Genomic DNA, 15,925 nt, shown 5'->3' with positions numbered 1-15,925 from the left:
GATGCTGATCGATTTCTTCTTCACGCTGAAAGACGCCAAGATCCCGGTCACGATCAAGGAGTTCCTGACGCTGCTCGAGGCGATGCAAAAAAACGTCATCGACGCCTCGCTCGACGACTTCTATTACCTGTCGCGCCTCACGCTGGTCAAGGACGAGGCCCACTTCGACAAATTCGACCGCGCCTTCGGCATGTACTTCAAGGGCGTCAACGACGTTTTCGAGACCAACAGCGCGATTCCGCTCGACTGGCTGCTGCAGCGCATGAAGCGTGAGCTCAGCGACGAACAAAGGGCCGAACTGGAGAAGTTCGGCTACGACAAGCTGATGGACCGCCTGCAGGAACTGCTCAAGGAGCAGAAGGAGCGCCACGAAGGCGGCAGCAAATGGATAGGCACGGGCGGCACCTCCCCGTTCGGCAACGGCGGCACCAATCCGGAGGGCGTGCGCATCGGCGGCAAGGGCGGCAACCGCACGGCGGTCAAGGTGTGGGAAGCGCGCGCCTACAAGGACTACGACGGCGACAAGGAAATCGGCACGCGCAACATCAAAGTCGCGCTGCGGCGCCTGCGCAAGTTCGCGCGCCAGGGCGCAGAGGAGGAACTGGCGCTCGACGCCACCATCCGCGCCACGGCCAACAACGCCGGCTACCTGGACATCAAGATGCGGCCCGAGCGCAAGAACAACATCAAGGTGCTGATGCTGTTCGACGTCGGCGGCACGATGGACGACCACATCGAACGCACGGAGGAACTGTTCTCGGCCTCGAAGACGGAGTTCAAGAACATGGAGTTCTTCTACTTCCACAACTGCGTGTACGACTACATGTGGAAGAACAACCGGCGGCGCCATTCGGAGCGTTTTCCGACTTGGGACATCCTGCGCAAATACCCGGCCGACACCAAGCTGATATTCGTCGGCGACGCCACCATGAGTCCATACGAGGTGCTGCAGCCTGGCGGATCGGTCGAATACAACAACGCCGAAGCGGGCAGCGCATGGCTGGCGCGCTTCACCAGCGCGTTTCCGAAATTCGCCTGGCTTAATCCGGAGCCGGAAGGGATCTGGCAGTACCGGCAATCGATCGGCATCATCCGCCAGCTGATGAACAACCGCATGTTCCCGCTGACGATGGACGGCCTGGAACGCGCCATGCGCACGCTGAGCAAATGACCGCGGCTGTCAAAATCTGCTAAATATTCTAAACCACGTAGGGCGGATTAGCGCGAAGCGCGTAATCGGCCATGTATGAGCCGTTGGCGGCGCATACATGGCCGATTACGGCGTTCCGCCTAATCCGCCCTACGAAAATCGCGAAGATTCGGCCAACTGCAAACGATAACCAACCGCCGTTTCGGTCAACAAATGACGCGGCTGGGTCGGATCTTCCTCCAGCTTATGCCGCAAGTGCCCCATATAGATGCGCAGATAATGCCCGTTCTCCGCCTGCGACGGCCCCCACACGGCGCGCAGCAACTGCGGATTGGTCATCACCCGCCCCGCGTTACCGACCAAAACCGCCAGCAGCCGATACTCGGTCGGCGTCAGATGCACATTCTCCCCGCCCCGCGTGACCCGCCGGTTCTTCAAATCCACCACGACGTCGCCGAACTCAATCAACCCGTCATGATCGACTGCCGGCTGGCGCTGCCGCCGCAACGTGGCCCGCACCCGCGCCAGCAACTCCCCCACCCCGAACGGCTTGGTCAGATAATCATCCGCCCCGGCATCGAGCGCGCGGATCTTGTCCGCCTCGTTAACCCGCGCCGACAGCACGATCACCGGCACCGCCGACCATTTGCGCAAATCCGTCACAAAATCGATGCCGTCGCCATCGGGCAGGCCGAGATCGAGCACGACGAGGTCCGGCTTGCGGGTGCCGGCGTCGATCAGGCCACGCTTCAAGGTCTCGGCCTCGTGCACCTGCCAGCCCTCCTCCTCCAGCGCGGCGCGCACGAAACGGCGGATCTGCGGCTCGTCCTCGACCAGCAAGGCGATGGGGGCGACGGTGACATCATTCATGTTAGCTATCCTGTTCCAGCTCCGGCATCTCCGGCATTTCCGGCGGCGCGCCAAGCGGCAGCGAGATCGTGAAGCCCGCACCGCCCAACGGCGACGGCGCCGCCGCGATGCGGCCTCCGTGCGCCTCGACGATGGCCCGGCAAATCGCCAGCCCCAACCCGACGCCCGGCTTGGCCGATTCCCGCTCGCCGCGCGTGAACTTCTCGAAAATGGCTTCCTCGCGCCCGGCCGGCAGTCCCGGACCGTCATCATAGACCATGATATCGATCCATGCCCCGTGCAGCGCGGCGGCGACGACGATCTGCGAGCCAAGCGGCGTGTACTTGGCGGCGTTTTCGACCAGGTTGCACAGCACCCGTTCGATCAGCACGGCGTCGTAGCGCAGCAGCGGCAGGTCGGACGGCAGCCGCGTACCCACGACGTGACCCCGGAGCTGGGAGCCGCTGGCGCGCAGCGCGCTGCCCACCACCTCCTCCAGCGGCTGCCATTGCAGGTTGAATTTAACCTCCCCGCTCTGGATGCGCGCCATGTCGAGCAGATTCGATACCAGGGTGCTCATGCGCAGCGCCTCGTCGTGCAGGGCGGCCGCCATATCCAACTGCGACGGCGCCAGCGCCGGCTTCGACCCGGCCAGCGATTCTGACAGGCCGACCAGTGACGTCAGCGGCGTGCGCAAGTCGTGCGACAGCGCCGCCAGCAGCGAGTTGCGCAACCGTTCCGACTCCATGTTGACCAGCGCGTTTTGCGCCACTTCGATGTAGTGCACCCGTTCCAGCGCGATGGCGGCCAGCGCGGCGAAGGTGTCGAGCTGCTGCCGCTGCTCGGGTATCAGTATCCAGCGCGCGTTCGCCGGTTCGATCGCCAGCACCCCGCGCGTGCGCATCGGCGCCTCCAGCGGCAGGTAGAAAATGCGGCTGGCCGGCAAGGTGCCGGTGCCCAGGCCCGCGCTTTCGGCGTGGTCGAACGACCATTGGGCGATGCCCATGTCGAGCGCCGAGCGGTGCGCGATGTAGGCGGCGTCGATGCCGGACGCGCCGCCGGCGCCGGGCGGCGGCATCCGCAGCCGGCCCGCGTCGTCCGGCACCATCAAGGTGGAGCGGGCGCGGAAGGCGCGCTGGACCGCCGCCTGCGTGGTCTCGAAGATTTGCTCGGCCTGCAGCGCCCCGGACAGTTCGCGGGCGAACTCGTACAGCGCGCGCGAACGCTTTTCGCGCTGCGAGGCGATGCGCGCCTCGAAGCGCAGGCCGGCGGTCAAATGGCCGGTGATCAGCCCCACCGCCAGCATGACCACGAACGTGATCACGTACTGGAAGTCGGTGACGGCGAAGGTGAAGCGCGGCGGCACGAAGAAAAAATCGAAGCAGGCCACGCTGACACACGTGCCCAGCACCGACGGCCCGCGACCGAAGCGCACCGCCACCAGCACCACCATCAGCAAAAACAGCATGGCGATGTTGGCCAGGTCGAGCCACGCCGCCAGCGGCGTCGCCACCAGCGCGGTAGCCACGCTGGACGTCGCCGCGATCAGGTAGCCGGCGGCGCGGCTGCGCAGCCATGGCACTTTGGCGCCGGCTTGTCCCGGCACGCTGGTGTCGTCGCCGCCGGGCATGTCCCCGTCCAGCTCCGCGCCCCTTGCGCCGGCGCGGCCATCCCAGGCGACCGGCGACGCCGTCTCCGGTTCCTTGCTGGCCCGGCCGATTTCGATCAGGTCCAGGTCCGGCGCGTACAGCGCCAGGCGCTTGATGTGCGGTGTTCGCCACGTCCAGGTCGGATGGGCGCGGCCAACCACGATCTTCGACAGATTGTGGCCACGCGCATAATCCACGGTCGCCAACGCGATGTCGCGCCCGGAAATGACCGCCGTGGTCGCGCCCAGGCTCTCGGCCAGCTTGAGGGTTTTGAGGATATGCTCGCGCCGCGCGGCCGGCAACCGGTGCAGCGAGGGCGTCTCGACATAGATCGCGTGCCAGCCGGTGCCGAGCTGGCCGGCCAAGCGCGCCGTGCTGCGCACCGTGTGCTCGCCGCCAGGGCGCGGGCCGACGCAGGCCAGCAGCGCGGCGCCGGTCTTCCAGATGTCGGCGATCGATTGCTCGACGCGGTAGGCGCGCACGTCGTCCTCGACCCGGTCGGCGGTGCGGCGCAGCGCCAGCTCGCGCAGCGCGATCAGATTCCCTTTGCGGAAGAAGTTTTTCGACGCGCGCTCGGCTTGCTGCTCCTGATAGACCTTGCCGCTCCTGAGGCGCGCCAGCAGCTCGTCGGCCGGAATATCGACCAGCACCACCTCGTCGGCCTGGTCGAACACGGTGTCTGGCACCGTCTCGCCGACGCGGATGCCGGTGATGCCGCCGACGACGTCGTTGAGGCTTTCCAGGTGCTGCACATTGACGGTGGTGAGCACGTCGATGCCGGCGTCGAGCAGCTCCTCGATGTCCTGCCAGCGCTTGGGGTGGCGCGAGCCGGGCGCGTTGGAGTGCGCCAGTTCGTCCATGAGGATCAGCGGCGGGCGCCGCTCCAGCGCCGCGTCCAGATCGAATTCGGCGAGGCTTTTGCCGCGATAATCGATGCGCTTGAGCGGCAGCACGTCCAGCTCCCCCAGCATGGCGGCCGTTTCGCTACGCCCGTGGGTCTCGACCACGCCGACCAGCACCGCCTGCCCTTCGGCCCGCAGCTTGCGGGCGGCGGCCAGCATCGCGTAGGTCTTGCCGACGCCGGCCGAGGCGCCGAAGTAGATGCGCAGCTTGCCGCGCGCGGCCTTGCGCTCCTGCGCCTGCACCTGCGCCAGCAGCGCATCGGGGTCGGGCCGTTGGCTCTCGTTGGGGAACATGGACATGCGCAGATTTTACCCCTTGTCCGGGCTTGCCGCCCGATCCAGAGCCAGATTCAACGCCAGCACATTGACCCTCGGCTCGCCGAAGAAACCAAACACCTGGGCGATCTGATGACGCTCGATCAACGCCAGCACCTCCTTGGCCGGCAGCTTGCGGGCGGCGGCGATGCGGCCGGCCTGATAGCGCGCGGCGGCCACGCTGATCTCGGGATCGAGCCCGCTGGCCGACGCCGTCACCAGATCGACCGGTATGGCTGCGGTGTTGGATGGATCGGCCGCCTTGAGCGCGTCGATACGCCCCTTGACCGCGTCCAGCAGCGCCGGATGGTTCGGTCCCAGGTTGGAGCCGCTGGAACCGGCCGCGTTGTTTGGCATCGGCCCGGTGGCCGATGGACGGCCCCAGAAATACTTCGGCGACGAGAACGACTGGCCGATCAGCGCGGAGCCGACCTGCTTGCCGCCCACTTCCACCAGGCTGCCGGCCGCCTTGGCCGAAAACGCGGCGGCACCGATGCCGGTGACGGCGAGCGGATAGACCACGCCGCAGATCAGGGTCAAGGCGCCGAAGACGACGACGGCGGGACGAATTGCGGAAAACGACATGATGAACTCCTTAAACCAGGTTAAGCGCCGACAGCAGCAGGTCGATGGCCTTGATGCCGACGAACGGCAGGATGATGCCGCCCACGCCGTACAGCAGCAGGTTGCGGCGCAACAGCGCGACGGCGCCGATGGCGCGGTAGCGCACGCCCTTGAGCGCCAGCGGAATCAGCGCGACGATGATCAGCGCATTGAAGATCACCGCAGACATGATGGCCGACGACGGGCTGGCCAGGTGCATGACGTCGAGCGCCTTCAGTTGCGGATAGGTGCCGACGAAGGCCGCCGGGATGATGGCGAAGTACTTGGCGATGTCGTTGGAGATCGAGAACGTCGTCAGCGAGCCGCGCGTCATCAGCATCTGCTTGCCGATTTCGACGATCTCCAGCAGCTTGGTCGGATTCGAATCCAGGTCGACCATGTTGCCGGCCTCCTTGGCCGCCTGCGTGCCGGAGTTCATCGCCACGGCCACATCGGCCTGCGCCAGCGCCGGCGCGTCGTTGGTGCCGTCGCCGGTCATCGCCACCAGCCGGCCCTCGGACTGGTAGCTGCGTATCAGTTTGAGCTTGTCCTCCGGCGTCGCCTCGGCCAGGAAGTCGTCGACACCCGCCTCGGCGGCGATGGCGGCGGCGGTCAGCTTGTTGTCGCCGGTGATCATGACGGTCTTGATGCCCATGCGGCGCAATTCCGCGAAGCGCTCCTTGATGCCGCCCTTGACGATGTCCTTCAACTCGACCACGCCCATCACGCGGCCGGCGTCGACCACCACCAGCGGGGTGCTGCCGCGACGCGAGATATCGTCGACCGCGCGGGTCACCTCGGCCGGATATGGCAGGCCCAGGGCCTCGACGTACTTGCGCACGGTGTCGGCCGCGCCCTTGCGGATCGCGCGCTCGCCGATATCGACGCCGCTCATGCGGGTTTGCGCGGTGAACGGCACGAACACCGCGTTCAGCGACGCCATCCCGCGCTCGCGCAGGTTGAACTTCTGCTTCGCCAGCACCACGATGCTGCGCCCTTCCGGCGTCTCGTCGGCCAGCGAGGCCAGTTGCGCGATGTCGGCCAGCTGCTGCTCGGTCACGCCGGGCGCCGGCACGAACGACGACGCCTGGCGGTTGCCGAGGGTGATGGTGCCGGTTTTATCGAGCAGCAGCACGTCGACGTCGCCGGCCGCCTCCACCGCGCGGCCGGAGGTGGCGATCACGTTGGCCTGCATCATGCGGCTCATGCCGGCCACCCCGATGGCGGACAGCAGGCCGCCGATGGTGGTCGGGATCAGGCACACCAGCAGCGCGATCAGCACCGTGATGGTGACCGGCGTGCCGCTGCCGCTGGCGGCCACGGAGAACAGCGAAAACGGCAGCAAGGTCACGGTGACGATCAAGAACACGATGGTCAGCGCCACCAGCAGGATCGTCAGCGCGATCTCGTTCGGGGTTTTCTGGCGCTTGGCGCCTTCGACCATCGAGATCATGCGGTCGAGGAAGGTCTCGCCCGGGTTGGCGGTGACTTTGACCACCAGCCAATCCGACAGCACGCGCGTGCCGCCGGTGACGGACGAGAAGTCGCCGCCGGATTCGCGGATCACCGGCGCCGATTCGCCGGTGATCGCGCTTTCGTCGACCGAGGCCACGCCTTCGATCACTTCGCCGTCGATCGGGATCACGTCGCCCGCCTCCACCAGGATGTAATGCCCCTTGCGCAGATCGAGCGCCGGCTGCGGCAGCCAGGTGGTGCCGTGCTTCGGCGTGGCCAGCTTCTTGGCGACCACGGTTTGCTTCAGGCTGCGCAGCGACGCCGCCTGCGCCTTGCTGCGGCCCTCGGCCATCGCCTCGGCGAAGTTCGCGAACAGCACCGTGAACCACAGCCAGACCGTGATCGCCAGGATGAAACCGGGGCTGGTCTCGCCCTTGCCCAACAGCGCCTGCGCGTACAGCAGCGTGGTGATGATGCTGCCGACGTAGACCACGAACATCACGGGGCTGCGCAGCTGCGTGGCGGGACTGAGCTTGCGGAACGAATCGGCGATGGCCGGCATTAGCAGCTCGGTATCGAACATCCCCTGCCTTTTGACGGGTGGATTGGTAAAGATCGTCATCTCTTTTTGAATTGTCTGCGACATGGTGATTCCTTATTTGGCAAACAGCTGCAGGTGGTCGACCACCGGGCCGAGCGCGAGCGCCGGAACGTAATTGAGCACGCCGACCAGCGCCACCACGCCGCACAGCAGCGCGATGAACATCGGGCCGTGGGTCGGCATCGTGCCGGCATTCGCTTGCAGCCTGTTTTTGCCGGCCAGCGAACCGGCGATGGCCAGGATAGGCACGATCATCGCGAAGCGGCCGAACCACATCGCCACCGCCAGCATGCTGTTATAGAACGGCGTGTTGGCGGACAGTCCGGCGAAGGCGCTGCCGTTGTTATTGGCGGCGGAGCTGAACGCATACAGGATCTCGGAGAAGCCGTGCGCGCCGGGATTGGCGATGCCCGCCTTGCCGGCTTCCGTCAGGACGGCGATGGCCGTCCCCACCAGCACCAGGGTCGGCGTCACCAGGATGGCGATGGAGGTCATCTTCATCTCGTAGGCCTGGATCTTCTTGCCCAGGTATTCCGGCGTGCGGCCGATCATCAGACCGGCGATGAAGACGGCCATGATCGCGAAGATCAGCATGCCGTACAGGCCGGAGCCGACGCCACCGAAAATCACCTCGCCGAACTGGATCAGCAGCATCGGGATCATGCCGCCGATCGGCATGAACGAATCGTGCATGGCGTTGACCGCGCCGCAGGAGGCGGCCGTCGTCACGGCGGCGAACAAGGCGGAGGCGCTGATGCCGAAGCGGGTCTCCTTGCCTTCCATGTTGCCGCCCGATTGCATCGCGCTCATGGCCTGGTCGACGTGCAGCGCCTGCAGCGCGGGGTGCGCCTGCTGCTCGGCGCCCAGCACGACGACGGTGGTGACGACGAACAGCAACGTCATCGCCCCCAGCACCGCCCAGCCCTGGCGTGGATCGCCCACCATGCGGCCGAACGCGAAGCACAAACCGGCCGGGATCAGGAAGATGGCCAGCATCTGCATGATGTTCGCCAGTGGCGTTGGATTCTCATACGGGTGCGCCGAATTGGCGTTGAAGAAGCCGCCGCCGTTCGTCCCCAGCATCTTGATCGCCTCCTGCGACGCGACCGGTCCCATGGCGATGGTCTGCGTGGTCGCGGTCAGCGTTTCGGTGACCGGCTCGCCCTTGGCGTCCTTCAGCGGTTGGCCGTCCGCGCCCACTTTGGGCTGGGTGTAGGTGACCGGATCGAGCAGGGTCACCTCTTGATAGGCGGAGAAGTTCTGGATCACGCCCTGCCCCATCAGGAACACGGCGAAGACCAGCGACAGCGGCAGCAGCACATACAAGGTCGAACGGGTGGCGTCGACCCAGAAGTTGCCGATCGACTTGGCCGAGCGCGAGGAAAAGCCCCGGATCAGCGCATAGGCGACTGCCATGCCGGTGGCGGCGGAGAAGAAGTTCTGGCCCGTCAGCACCAGCATCTGGGTCAGGTAGCTCATGGTCTGTTCGCCGCTGTAGCCCTGCCAGTTGGTGTTGGCGACAAAGCTGACGGCGGTGTTGAACGACGAGTCGGGACTGACGTTGGCCAGGCCCTGGGGATTAAGCGGCAGGAAGGCCTGCAGGCGTTGCAGCGCGTAGACGGCCAGCGCGCCGATGCCGTTAAAGGCCAGCAGCGCGATGGCGTAGGCTTTCCAGTTCTGGCCTGCGGGCTTGCCGTCCTTGCCGGCGATGCCGGCGGCGCGGTACAGCAGCGCCTCGATCTTGCCGATCCAGCCCATGCCGGGGATGGCGCCGCCATCGCCGACGCGCGCCAGCAGGATGCCAAGCGGGTAGGCCAGCGCGAAGACGGCGGCCAGGAACACCACCAGCAGAATGGTCGATTGCAGGGTCATCACAGCTCCTCCGCTTTCAGCAGCGCCACGATCAGATACACCAGCAGGCCGGTGGCGGCCACCGCGCCGATCACGTAGAACAGGTTCATGGCTGGCCTCCCAGCTTGTCGCAACCGGCGGCAAATGCCACGGTCACGGCAAAGAACACCACCATCGCACCGATAAATACTATGTCCATCACACCCTCACAGGTCTTGTTTTGATACTGAGAAGGTTAGCGGGAAGGGTCTAAAGATTTTGTAAAGACTTGGAGGGGCGGTGTAAACAAACCGTAAAAATCGCGCAATAATGGTGTCGTTCACCGCCGCACCCCGAACCGTTGCGGGGTCGTACCCCATGGGGTACGCCCCCTGCCCGGACCTGCGGGTTGGGTGCTAAAAAAAGATCAAAAGACTTTGCTGACCGTTAGCTGCAAAGCCGTCCTGCCCAGGAATTTTCCATTGGCCGGCGAAGCGTAGGCCGTCTTGCCGGCATTCGTGCCGATCACCGCCAGCGCCCCGGTCACCAAGCCGAAGTCCTTGGTCGCGCCGATCTTCCAATCGGTATAGCTGGAAGCGTCGTTGTGCTTCACCTTCTGATGTCCGGCGTGCAGGTTGACCATAAAACCATCGCCCGCGTCGATATTCGCGCCGACATCCACATAACCGCTGTTTTTGCTGTCGACGAAGCCGAACAGATTGGTCACCGAGTGCGAGTACTTAATATAGGCGGGTCCATAACCGAGCTGCCCGTAAATCTCGGTGGTATCGGCATTGGCGAAGCCACGGACGTTTTTCAGGTCGTTGGACGGGTACACGTAGGTCAGCACGCCGACGTCGTACGAGACAACCTCGCCGACCTGCCCGCGCTTGCCGGCGTAAATGTCCACCTCGACCTCCCCATCACCTCCCGCGTCCCTGGTCCATTTGATGGTCGACAGCCAGGTGCCCGCATATAAGCCGGTCGGGTTGTTCACATAATCGACACCACCCTGCAGCGCGGGCTTCAGGCGGGTCTGCGAGATGCCGCGATAGCGGTAGTCCGAAACGGCGGCGACGTTGAAGCTGGTCTCGTTGTCCGGTTTGGGCGCGTCGTCCCCCGCATACGCGTGGGCGCACGCGAAGGCCGCGCTGGCGGCAGCGGCGAGCATTAATTTGTTCATAAAGCGGTTCTTTCCGGTGGTTGTGAGACAAAACAGCTTATCCACGCGACCGTAAAAACGGTCTAAAAAGTCACGCCCCCGTTGTAAACATCGTGTATAAATTGGCCCGCAGCTATTTTTTGTCCAGTTTTAGGCCTCGATGGCGTCCGGTTGAGGATAGAATACGCAAACGAACGCCTAAAACTGTACATAAACCCAGTATTAAAATCACAAGCTTGAACGTATGGCCACTAAAAAACCAGTTTCCGACTACAGCGAATCATCCATCCGGGTCCTCAAGGGCCTGGAACCAGTCAAGCAACGTCCGGGCATGTACACCCGCACCGAAAATCCGCTGCACATCATCCAGGAAGTCATCGACAATGCCTCCGACGAGGCGCTGGGCGGCCATTGCAAGAACATCATCGTCACGCAAAACGCCGACGGCAGCGTCACCGTCGAAGACGACGGCCGCGGCATCCCGGTCGGCCTGCACCCCGAGGAAGGCGTGCCGACGGTGGAAATCGTCTTCACCCGCCTGCACGCGGGCGGTAAGTTCGACAAGGGCTCGGGCGGCGCGTACGCCTTCTCGGGCGGTCTGCACGGCGTCGGCGTGTCGGTCACCAACGCGCTGTCGAAGCGCCTGGAGATCACCGTCTGGCGCAAGGAACCCGACGGCACCGGCCTGCACAAGCTGGCCTTCGAACACGGCGACGTGGTCGAGCCGCTGTCCTCCGTGGTCGCGCCGCGCGACGGCAAAAAATCCGGTACCCGCGTCACGGCCTGGCCGGACGCCAAATACTTCGACTCGCCGGTCATCTCGCAAACCGAACTTCAGCGCCTGCTGCGCTCCAAGGCGGTGCTGCTGCCCGGCGTGTCCGTCACGCTGACCAACGCCAAGACCGGCGAATCGCAAACCTGGCAGTACAACGACGGCCTGCGCGGCTACCTGACCGAGGCGCTGGCGCAATCGACCGACGGCGAGACCCTGATCCCGCTGTTCGAGGGCGCGCAGTTCGCCGGCCCGGACGCCGAGGGCTTCGCCGAGGGCGAGGGCGCGGCCTGGGTGGTGGCGTGGACCGAGCAAGGCGCCGTGGTGCGCGAATCCTACGTCAACCTGATTCCAACGCCGAACGGCGGCACCCACGAATCGGGCCTGCGCGACGGTTTGTACGGCGCGGTGAAAAACTTCGTCGAAATGCACTCGCTGCTGCCGAAGGGCGTCAAGCTGCTGCCGGAGGACGTATTCGCGCGCGTCTCGTTCGTGCTGTCGGCCAAGGTGCTGGACCCGCAGTTCCAGGGCCAGATCAAGGAGCGCCTCAACTCGCGCGACGCCGTGCGCCTGGTGTCGACCTACTCCAAGCCGGCGCTCGAGCTGTGGCTCAACCACCACGTCGACTACGGCAAGAAGCTGGCGGAGCTGGTCATCAAACAGGCGCAATCGCGCCTGCGCTCCCTGCAAAAAGTCGAGAAGAAGAAGTCCTCCGGCGTGGCCGTCTTGCCGGGCAAGCTGACCGACTGCGAATCGAACGACGCGACGCGCACCGAATTGTTCCTGGTCGAGGGCGACTCGGCGGGCGGTTCGGCCAAGATGGGCCGCGACAAGGAATTCCAGGCCATCCTGCCGCTGCGCGGCAAGGTGCTCAACTCGTGGGAGACGGACCGCGACCGCCTGTTCGCCAACAACGAGATCCACGACATCTCGGTGGCCATCGGCGTCGATCCGCACACGGCCGACAGCACGCCGGATCTCTCCGGTCTGCGCTATGGCAAAATCTGCATCCTCTCCGATGCGGACGTCGACGGCTCGCACATCCAGGTGCTGCTGCTGACGCTCTTCTTCAAGCACTTCCCCGGCCTGATCGCCAACGGTAACATCTGCATCGCCCGTCCGCCGCTGTACCGCGTCGACGCGCCGGCGCGCGGCAAGAAGCCGATCCAGAAGCTGTACGCGCTCGACCCGGGCGAGCTGGTGGCCATCGAGGACAAGCTGCGCAAGGACGGCCTGAAGGAAGGCGCCTGGTCGATCTCGCGCTTCAAGGGCCTGGGCGAGATGAACGCCGAACAGCTGTGGGAAACCACGATGAATCCGGACACCCGCCGCCTGCTGCCGGTGTCGCTGGGCGCCTTCGCGCACGGCGAATCGGCCGCGCGCTTCAATATGCTGATGGGTAAAGGCGAAGCCGCCGCCCGCCGCGCGTGGATCGAAGAACACGGCAACGAAGCCGAAGCCGATATTTAATTTTGAACGACTATGACTCAAGCAAATCTCTTTGACGAATCCACGCCGGCGCCGGCCCAAGCCGGCCAGCCGCCGCAGCCCCCAGTGCCTCCCGTTCCGCCGCAAGGCGGCGACGGCGACGGCCCGATCGGCGGCGGCGATGGTGGCGACGGCGGCGAAACGCTGACCCTGTCCACCTTCGCCGAACGCGCCTACCTCGATTACGCCATCTCGGTGGTCAAGGGCCGCGCGCTGCCGGACGTCTGCGACGGCCAGAAGCCGGTGCAGCGCCGCATCCTGTACGCGATGAACGAAATGGGCCTGAACCCGACCGCCAAGCCGCGCAAATCGGCCACCGTGGTCGGCGACGTGCTGGGTAAATTGCACCCGCACGGCGACCAGTCGGTGTACGACGCCATGGTGCGCATGGCGCAGGACTTCTCGCTGCGCTATCCGCTGGTCGACGGCCAGGGTAACTTCGGCTCGCGCGACGGCGACGGCGCGGCGGCGATGCGATACACCGAGGCGCGGCTCACGCCGATCGCCAAGGTGCTGCTCGACGAGATCAACCTCGGCACCGTGGAATTCCAGGCCAACTACGACGGCTCGACCGAGGAACCGTGCCTGCTGCCGGCGCGCCTGCCGATGGTGCTGTTGAACGGCGCCTCGGGCATCGCGGTCGGCCTGGCGACGGAAATCCCGTCGCACAACCTGGGCGAGGTCACGCAGGCGGCCGTCGCCATGATCCGCAATCCGAAGATCTCGCACAGCGAGTTGATGGCGCTGGTGCCGGGCCCGGACTTCCCGGGCGGTGGCCAGATCATCACGCCGGCGGCGCAGATCAGCGAAATGTACGCCAACGGGCGTGGCAGCATGAAGGTGCGCGCGCGCTGGAAGATCGAAGAGCTGGCGCGCGGCCAGTGGCAGGCGGTGGTCACCGAACTGCCGCCGGGCACCTCGTCGCAGAAGGTGCTCGAGGAGATCGAGGAGCTGACCAATCCGAAGATCAAGATGGGCAAGAAGGCGCTGTCGCCGGAACAGCTGGCGCTCAAATCGCTGATCCTCAACTCGCTCGACACCATCCGCGACGAATCGGGCCGCGCCGCGCCGGTGCGCCTGGTGTTCGAACCGAAGTCGAAGAACCAGGATCAGACGGAATTCATGCTGATGCTGCTGGCGCACACCTCGCTCGAATCGTCGGCGTCGATCAACCTGGTGATGATCGGCGGCGACGGCCGTCCGCGGCAAAAGGGGCTGGGCGAGATTCTGCAGGAATGGATCGAGTTCCGCTTCGTCACCGTCACCCGCCGCACCAAGTTCAAGCTGGGCAAGGTCGACGCGCGCATCCATATCCTGGAAGGCCGCGAAACCATCCTGCTGAACATCGATGAAGTGATCCACATCATCCGCAACTCGGACGAACCGAAAGCGGCGCTGATGGAGCGTTTCCGCCTGTCGGACATCCAGGCCGAAGACATCCTGGAAATCCGCCTGCGCCAGCTGGCACGCCTGGAAGCGATTAAGATCCAGCAGGAACTGGCCGAACTGCGCAAAGAAAAGCAGCTGCTGCAGGACCTGCTCGACAACCCATCGTCGATGAAGCGCGCCATCATCAAGGAAATCGAAGCCGACACCAAGCAATACGGCGACGCCCGCCGCACGCTGATCGAAGAAGCGCAGAAAGCGGTGGTCGAGCAGAAGGTGGTGGATGAACCGGTCACCGTCATCATCTCGGAAAAAGGCTGGATACGCGCGCGCACCGGCATCGGCCACGACGCCACGCAATTCACGTTCAAGGCTGGCGACACGCTGTACGGCGCGTTCGAATGCCGCACGGTGGACAACCTGCTCGCCTTCGGCAGCAACGGCAAGGTGTACTCGGTGCCCGTGGCCGCGCTGCCGAACGCGCGCGGCGACGGCGTGCCGATCACCACCCTGATCGACCTGGCCAGCGGTGCCCGCATCCAGCACTACTTCGCCGGTCCCGCCGCGACGCAGCTGATGATGGCCACCAGCGCGGGCTTCGGCTTCATCGCCAAGGCCGGCGACATGGTCAGCCGCATCAAGGGCGGCAAGGCCTTCGTCACGCTGGACGAAGGCGACGTACCGCTGCCGCCGGCGGTGGTTGGCGACGGTGCCAGCGCGGTGGCGGTATTGTCGGCCAACGCGCGGGTGCTGGTGTTCGGCATGGACGAAATGAAGGTGCTGACCAACGGCGGCCGCGGCGTCATCCTGATGGAGCTGGACGACAAGGAGACCCTGATCGCGGCCAAGCCGATCAGCCAAAAAGGCGTGATCGTCTCGGGCATCGGACGTGGCGGCAAGGCGCAGGAAGAGCGGCTGTCGGCATCGGCGCTGGCGGTCCACTTCGGCAAACGCGCCCGCAAAGGCAAGGCGCTGGCGACGAAGATCAAGCCAACCTCGCTGACTCCGATCGTTTAACTCCAGGGTCAGGTCCACCATTTCTACACGAACTCGGCTGTAGGCGGATGACTTATCCGGCTACTGTCCGGGCCGTGTAGAATTGGTGGACCTGACCCCGGATTTAGGAATTTCTGGACGAAAAAAAAGACGGGCGAACCCGTCTTTTTTTATGCGCGGCTAATTAATGCTTGGCGGCGGCTTCTTTGACTTCGGCTGCCGATTTGGCTTTGACGGCGTCGGTCTTGTTGGCGGCCAGCGCTTTGTCTTCGGTGGCGTCAACGGTTGCCTTGATGGCTTTGGCGTCGGCTTTCACAGCCTTCTTGTTGGCTTTTTCTTCAGCCTTGGCGATGTTTTTTTCGCCTTTGGCGGCAGCTTTGTTTTTGTCTTCTGGATCGGCCTTGGCGATTTTTTCGTTCGCTTTGGCGGCTTCCACGTTTACTTTAGCCTGGGCTTCATCGTGGGTCTGGTTGGCTTTGGCGACGGCCTTGTTGGCTTTCTTGTCGGCTTTGGCGTCAACCTTCATTTCCTTCTGTTCCGCCTTGGCGACGTCTTTGTTGGCTTCTTGCTGCGCCTTGGTGACTTCAGGCGTTTGTGCGAAGGCAGCGGTTGCGAACAGGCCGGCGATCAGGGTAGCGATGATTTTGCTCATGATAATTCCTCTCAAGTTTAATTTGGATGCGTTCTTATCTTATTAAAGCAAGGCCTTGGGCCTTGCCTGCGTTGCGCTCTTGTTTAGAAGCGCCAGATCACGTATCCAGAATACC

General features: G+C 64.6%; 11 protein-coding genes. 3 read left to right on the top strand and 8 right to left on the bottom strand.

What is annotated here, in order from left to right:
* Position 1: 1 nt before the first annotated feature.
* Positions 2 to 1,171 (top strand): VWA domain-containing protein, encoded by a 1,170-nt coding sequence (locus JOD97_RS23330; RefSeq protein ID WP_209723965.1) that lies wholly within the window; start codon positions 2 to 4, stop codon positions 1,169 to 1,171.
* A 129-nt stretch (positions 1,172 to 1,300) separates the two neighbouring features.
* Here JOD97_RS23330 and kdpE read toward each other — a convergent pair whose 3' ends face one another.
* The 7 genes from kdpE to JOD97_RS23295 form a co-directional block, all read right to left on the bottom strand.
* Positions 1,301 to 2,020 carry a two-component system response regulator KdpE gene (gene kdpE, locus JOD97_RS23325; protein ID WP_209723963.1) on the bottom strand — a complete coding sequence of 240 codons (720 nt, stop codon included), beginning with the start codon at positions 2,018 to 2,020 and terminating at the stop codon, positions 1,301 to 1,303.
* A 1-nt stretch (position 2,021) separates the two neighbouring features.
* Entirely contained in the window at positions 2,022 to 4,844 is a 2,823-nt protein-coding gene (locus tag JOD97_RS23320) for a DUF4118 domain-containing protein (RefSeq protein ID WP_209724577.1), read from the bottom strand.
* A 15-nt stretch (positions 4,845 to 4,859) separates the two neighbouring features.
* On the bottom strand, positions 4,860 to 5,450 hold the full coding sequence (gene kdpC / locus JOD97_RS23315; RefSeq protein ID WP_209723961.1) for a potassium-transporting ATPase subunit KdpC: 591 nt from the start codon (positions 5,448 to 5,450) through the stop codon (positions 4,860 to 4,862).
* A 10-nt stretch (positions 5,451 to 5,460) separates the two neighbouring features.
* Positions 5,461 to 7,545 (bottom strand): potassium-transporting ATPase subunit KdpB, encoded by a 2,085-nt coding sequence (gene kdpB / locus JOD97_RS23310; RefSeq protein WP_209724575.1) that lies wholly within the window; start codon positions 7,543 to 7,545, stop codon positions 5,461 to 5,463.
* Positions 7,546 to 7,578: 33 nt separating this feature from the next.
* Entirely contained in the window at positions 7,579 to 9,396 is a 1,818-nt protein-coding gene (kdpA, locus tag JOD97_RS23305) for a potassium-transporting ATPase subunit KdpA (protein WP_209723959.1), read from the bottom strand.
* On the bottom strand, positions 9,396 to 9,485 hold the full coding sequence (kdpF, locus tag JOD97_RS23300) for a K(+)-transporting ATPase subunit F (RefSeq protein WP_209723957.1): 90 nt from the start codon (positions 9,483 to 9,485) through the stop codon (positions 9,396 to 9,398). The genes kdpA and kdpF overlap by 1 nt, the downstream gene beginning before the upstream one ends.
* 296 nt (positions 9,486 to 9,781) lie before the next feature.
* A complete protein-coding gene (locus JOD97_RS23295; protein ID WP_209723955.1) occupies positions 9,782 to 10,537 on the bottom strand; it encodes a TorF family putative porin in 756 nt (251 codons plus the stop codon).
* A gap of 223 nt (positions 10,538 to 10,760) precedes the next feature.
* Here JOD97_RS23295 and JOD97_RS23290 point away from each other — a divergent pair, with 223 nt between their 5' ends.
* Together JOD97_RS23290 and parC are read left to right on the top strand one after the other, a co-directional pair.
* Complete coding sequence (locus JOD97_RS23290) at positions 10,761 to 12,758, top strand: DNA topoisomerase IV subunit B (RefSeq protein WP_209723953.1); 1,998 nt, start codon at positions 10,761 to 10,763, stop codon at positions 12,756 to 12,758.
* Positions 12,759 to 12,770: 12 nt separating this feature from the next.
* Positions 12,771 to 15,179: a DNA topoisomerase IV subunit A gene (gene parC, locus JOD97_RS23285; protein WP_229264664.1), complete on the top strand. Its 2,409-nt coding sequence runs from the start codon at positions 12,771 to 12,773 to the stop codon at positions 15,177 to 15,179.
* Between the two features lie 163 nt (positions 15,180 to 15,342).
* On the opposite strand, the gene JOD97_RS23280 is transcribed toward parC, so the two are convergent.
* Entirely contained in the window at positions 15,343 to 15,810 is a 468-nt protein-coding gene (locus JOD97_RS23280; RefSeq protein ID WP_209723951.1) for a hypothetical protein, read from the bottom strand.
* Positions 15,811 to 15,925: the final 115 nt, after the last annotated feature.

Origin of the sequence: Duganella sp. 1411 (genome assembly GCF_017833525.1) — a bacterium.
In the GTDB taxonomy this organism is placed as follows: Bacteria; Pseudomonadota; Gammaproteobacteria; order Burkholderiales; family Burkholderiaceae_D; genus Rugamonas.
Note: the sequence above shows the minus strand (reverse complement) of the source record. Positions and strands in the feature narration are given on the sequence as shown.

What these genes read in the sequence shown, in the direction of transcription:
- JOD97_RS23330 (WP_209723965.1), top strand. Translation starts at nt 2, where the DNA reads ATGCTGATCGATTTCTTCTTCACGCTGAAAGACGCCAAGATCCCGGTC.
- kdpE (WP_209723963.1), bottom strand. Translation starts at nt 2,020, where the DNA reads ATGAATGATGTCACCGTCGCCCCCATCGCCTTGCTGGTCGAGGACGAG.
- JOD97_RS23320 (WP_209724577.1), bottom strand. Translation starts at nt 4,844, where the DNA reads ATGTTCCCCAACGAGAGCCAACGGCCCGACCCCGATGCGCTGCTGGCG.
- kdpC (WP_209723961.1), bottom strand. Translation starts at nt 5,450, where the DNA reads ATGTCGTTTTCCGCAATTCGTCCCGCCGTCGTCGTCTTCGGCGCCTTG.
- kdpB (WP_209724575.1), bottom strand. Translation starts at nt 7,545, where the DNA reads ATGACGATCTTTACCAATCCACCCGTCAAAAGGCAGGGGATGTTCGAT.
- kdpA (WP_209723959.1), bottom strand. Translation starts at nt 9,396, where the DNA reads ATGACCCTGCAATCGACCATTCTGCTGGTGGTGTTCCTGGCCGCCGTC.
- kdpF (WP_209723957.1), bottom strand. Translation starts at nt 9,485, where the DNA reads ATGAACCTGTTCTACGTGATCGGCGCGGTGGCCGCCACCGGCCTGCTG.
- JOD97_RS23295 (WP_209723955.1), bottom strand. Translation starts at nt 10,537, where the DNA reads ATGAACAAATTAATGCTCGCCGCTGCCGCCAGCGCGGCCTTCGCGTGC.
- JOD97_RS23290 (WP_209723953.1), top strand. Translation starts at nt 10,761, where the DNA reads ATGGCCACTAAAAAACCAGTTTCCGACTACAGCGAATCATCCATCCGG.
- parC (WP_229264664.1), top strand. Translation starts at nt 12,771, where the DNA reads ATGACTCAAGCAAATCTCTTTGACGAATCCACGCCGGCGCCGGCCCAA.
- JOD97_RS23280 (WP_209723951.1), bottom strand. Translation starts at nt 15,810, where the DNA reads ATGAGCAAAATCATCGCTACCCTGATCGCCGGCCTGTTCGCAACCGCT.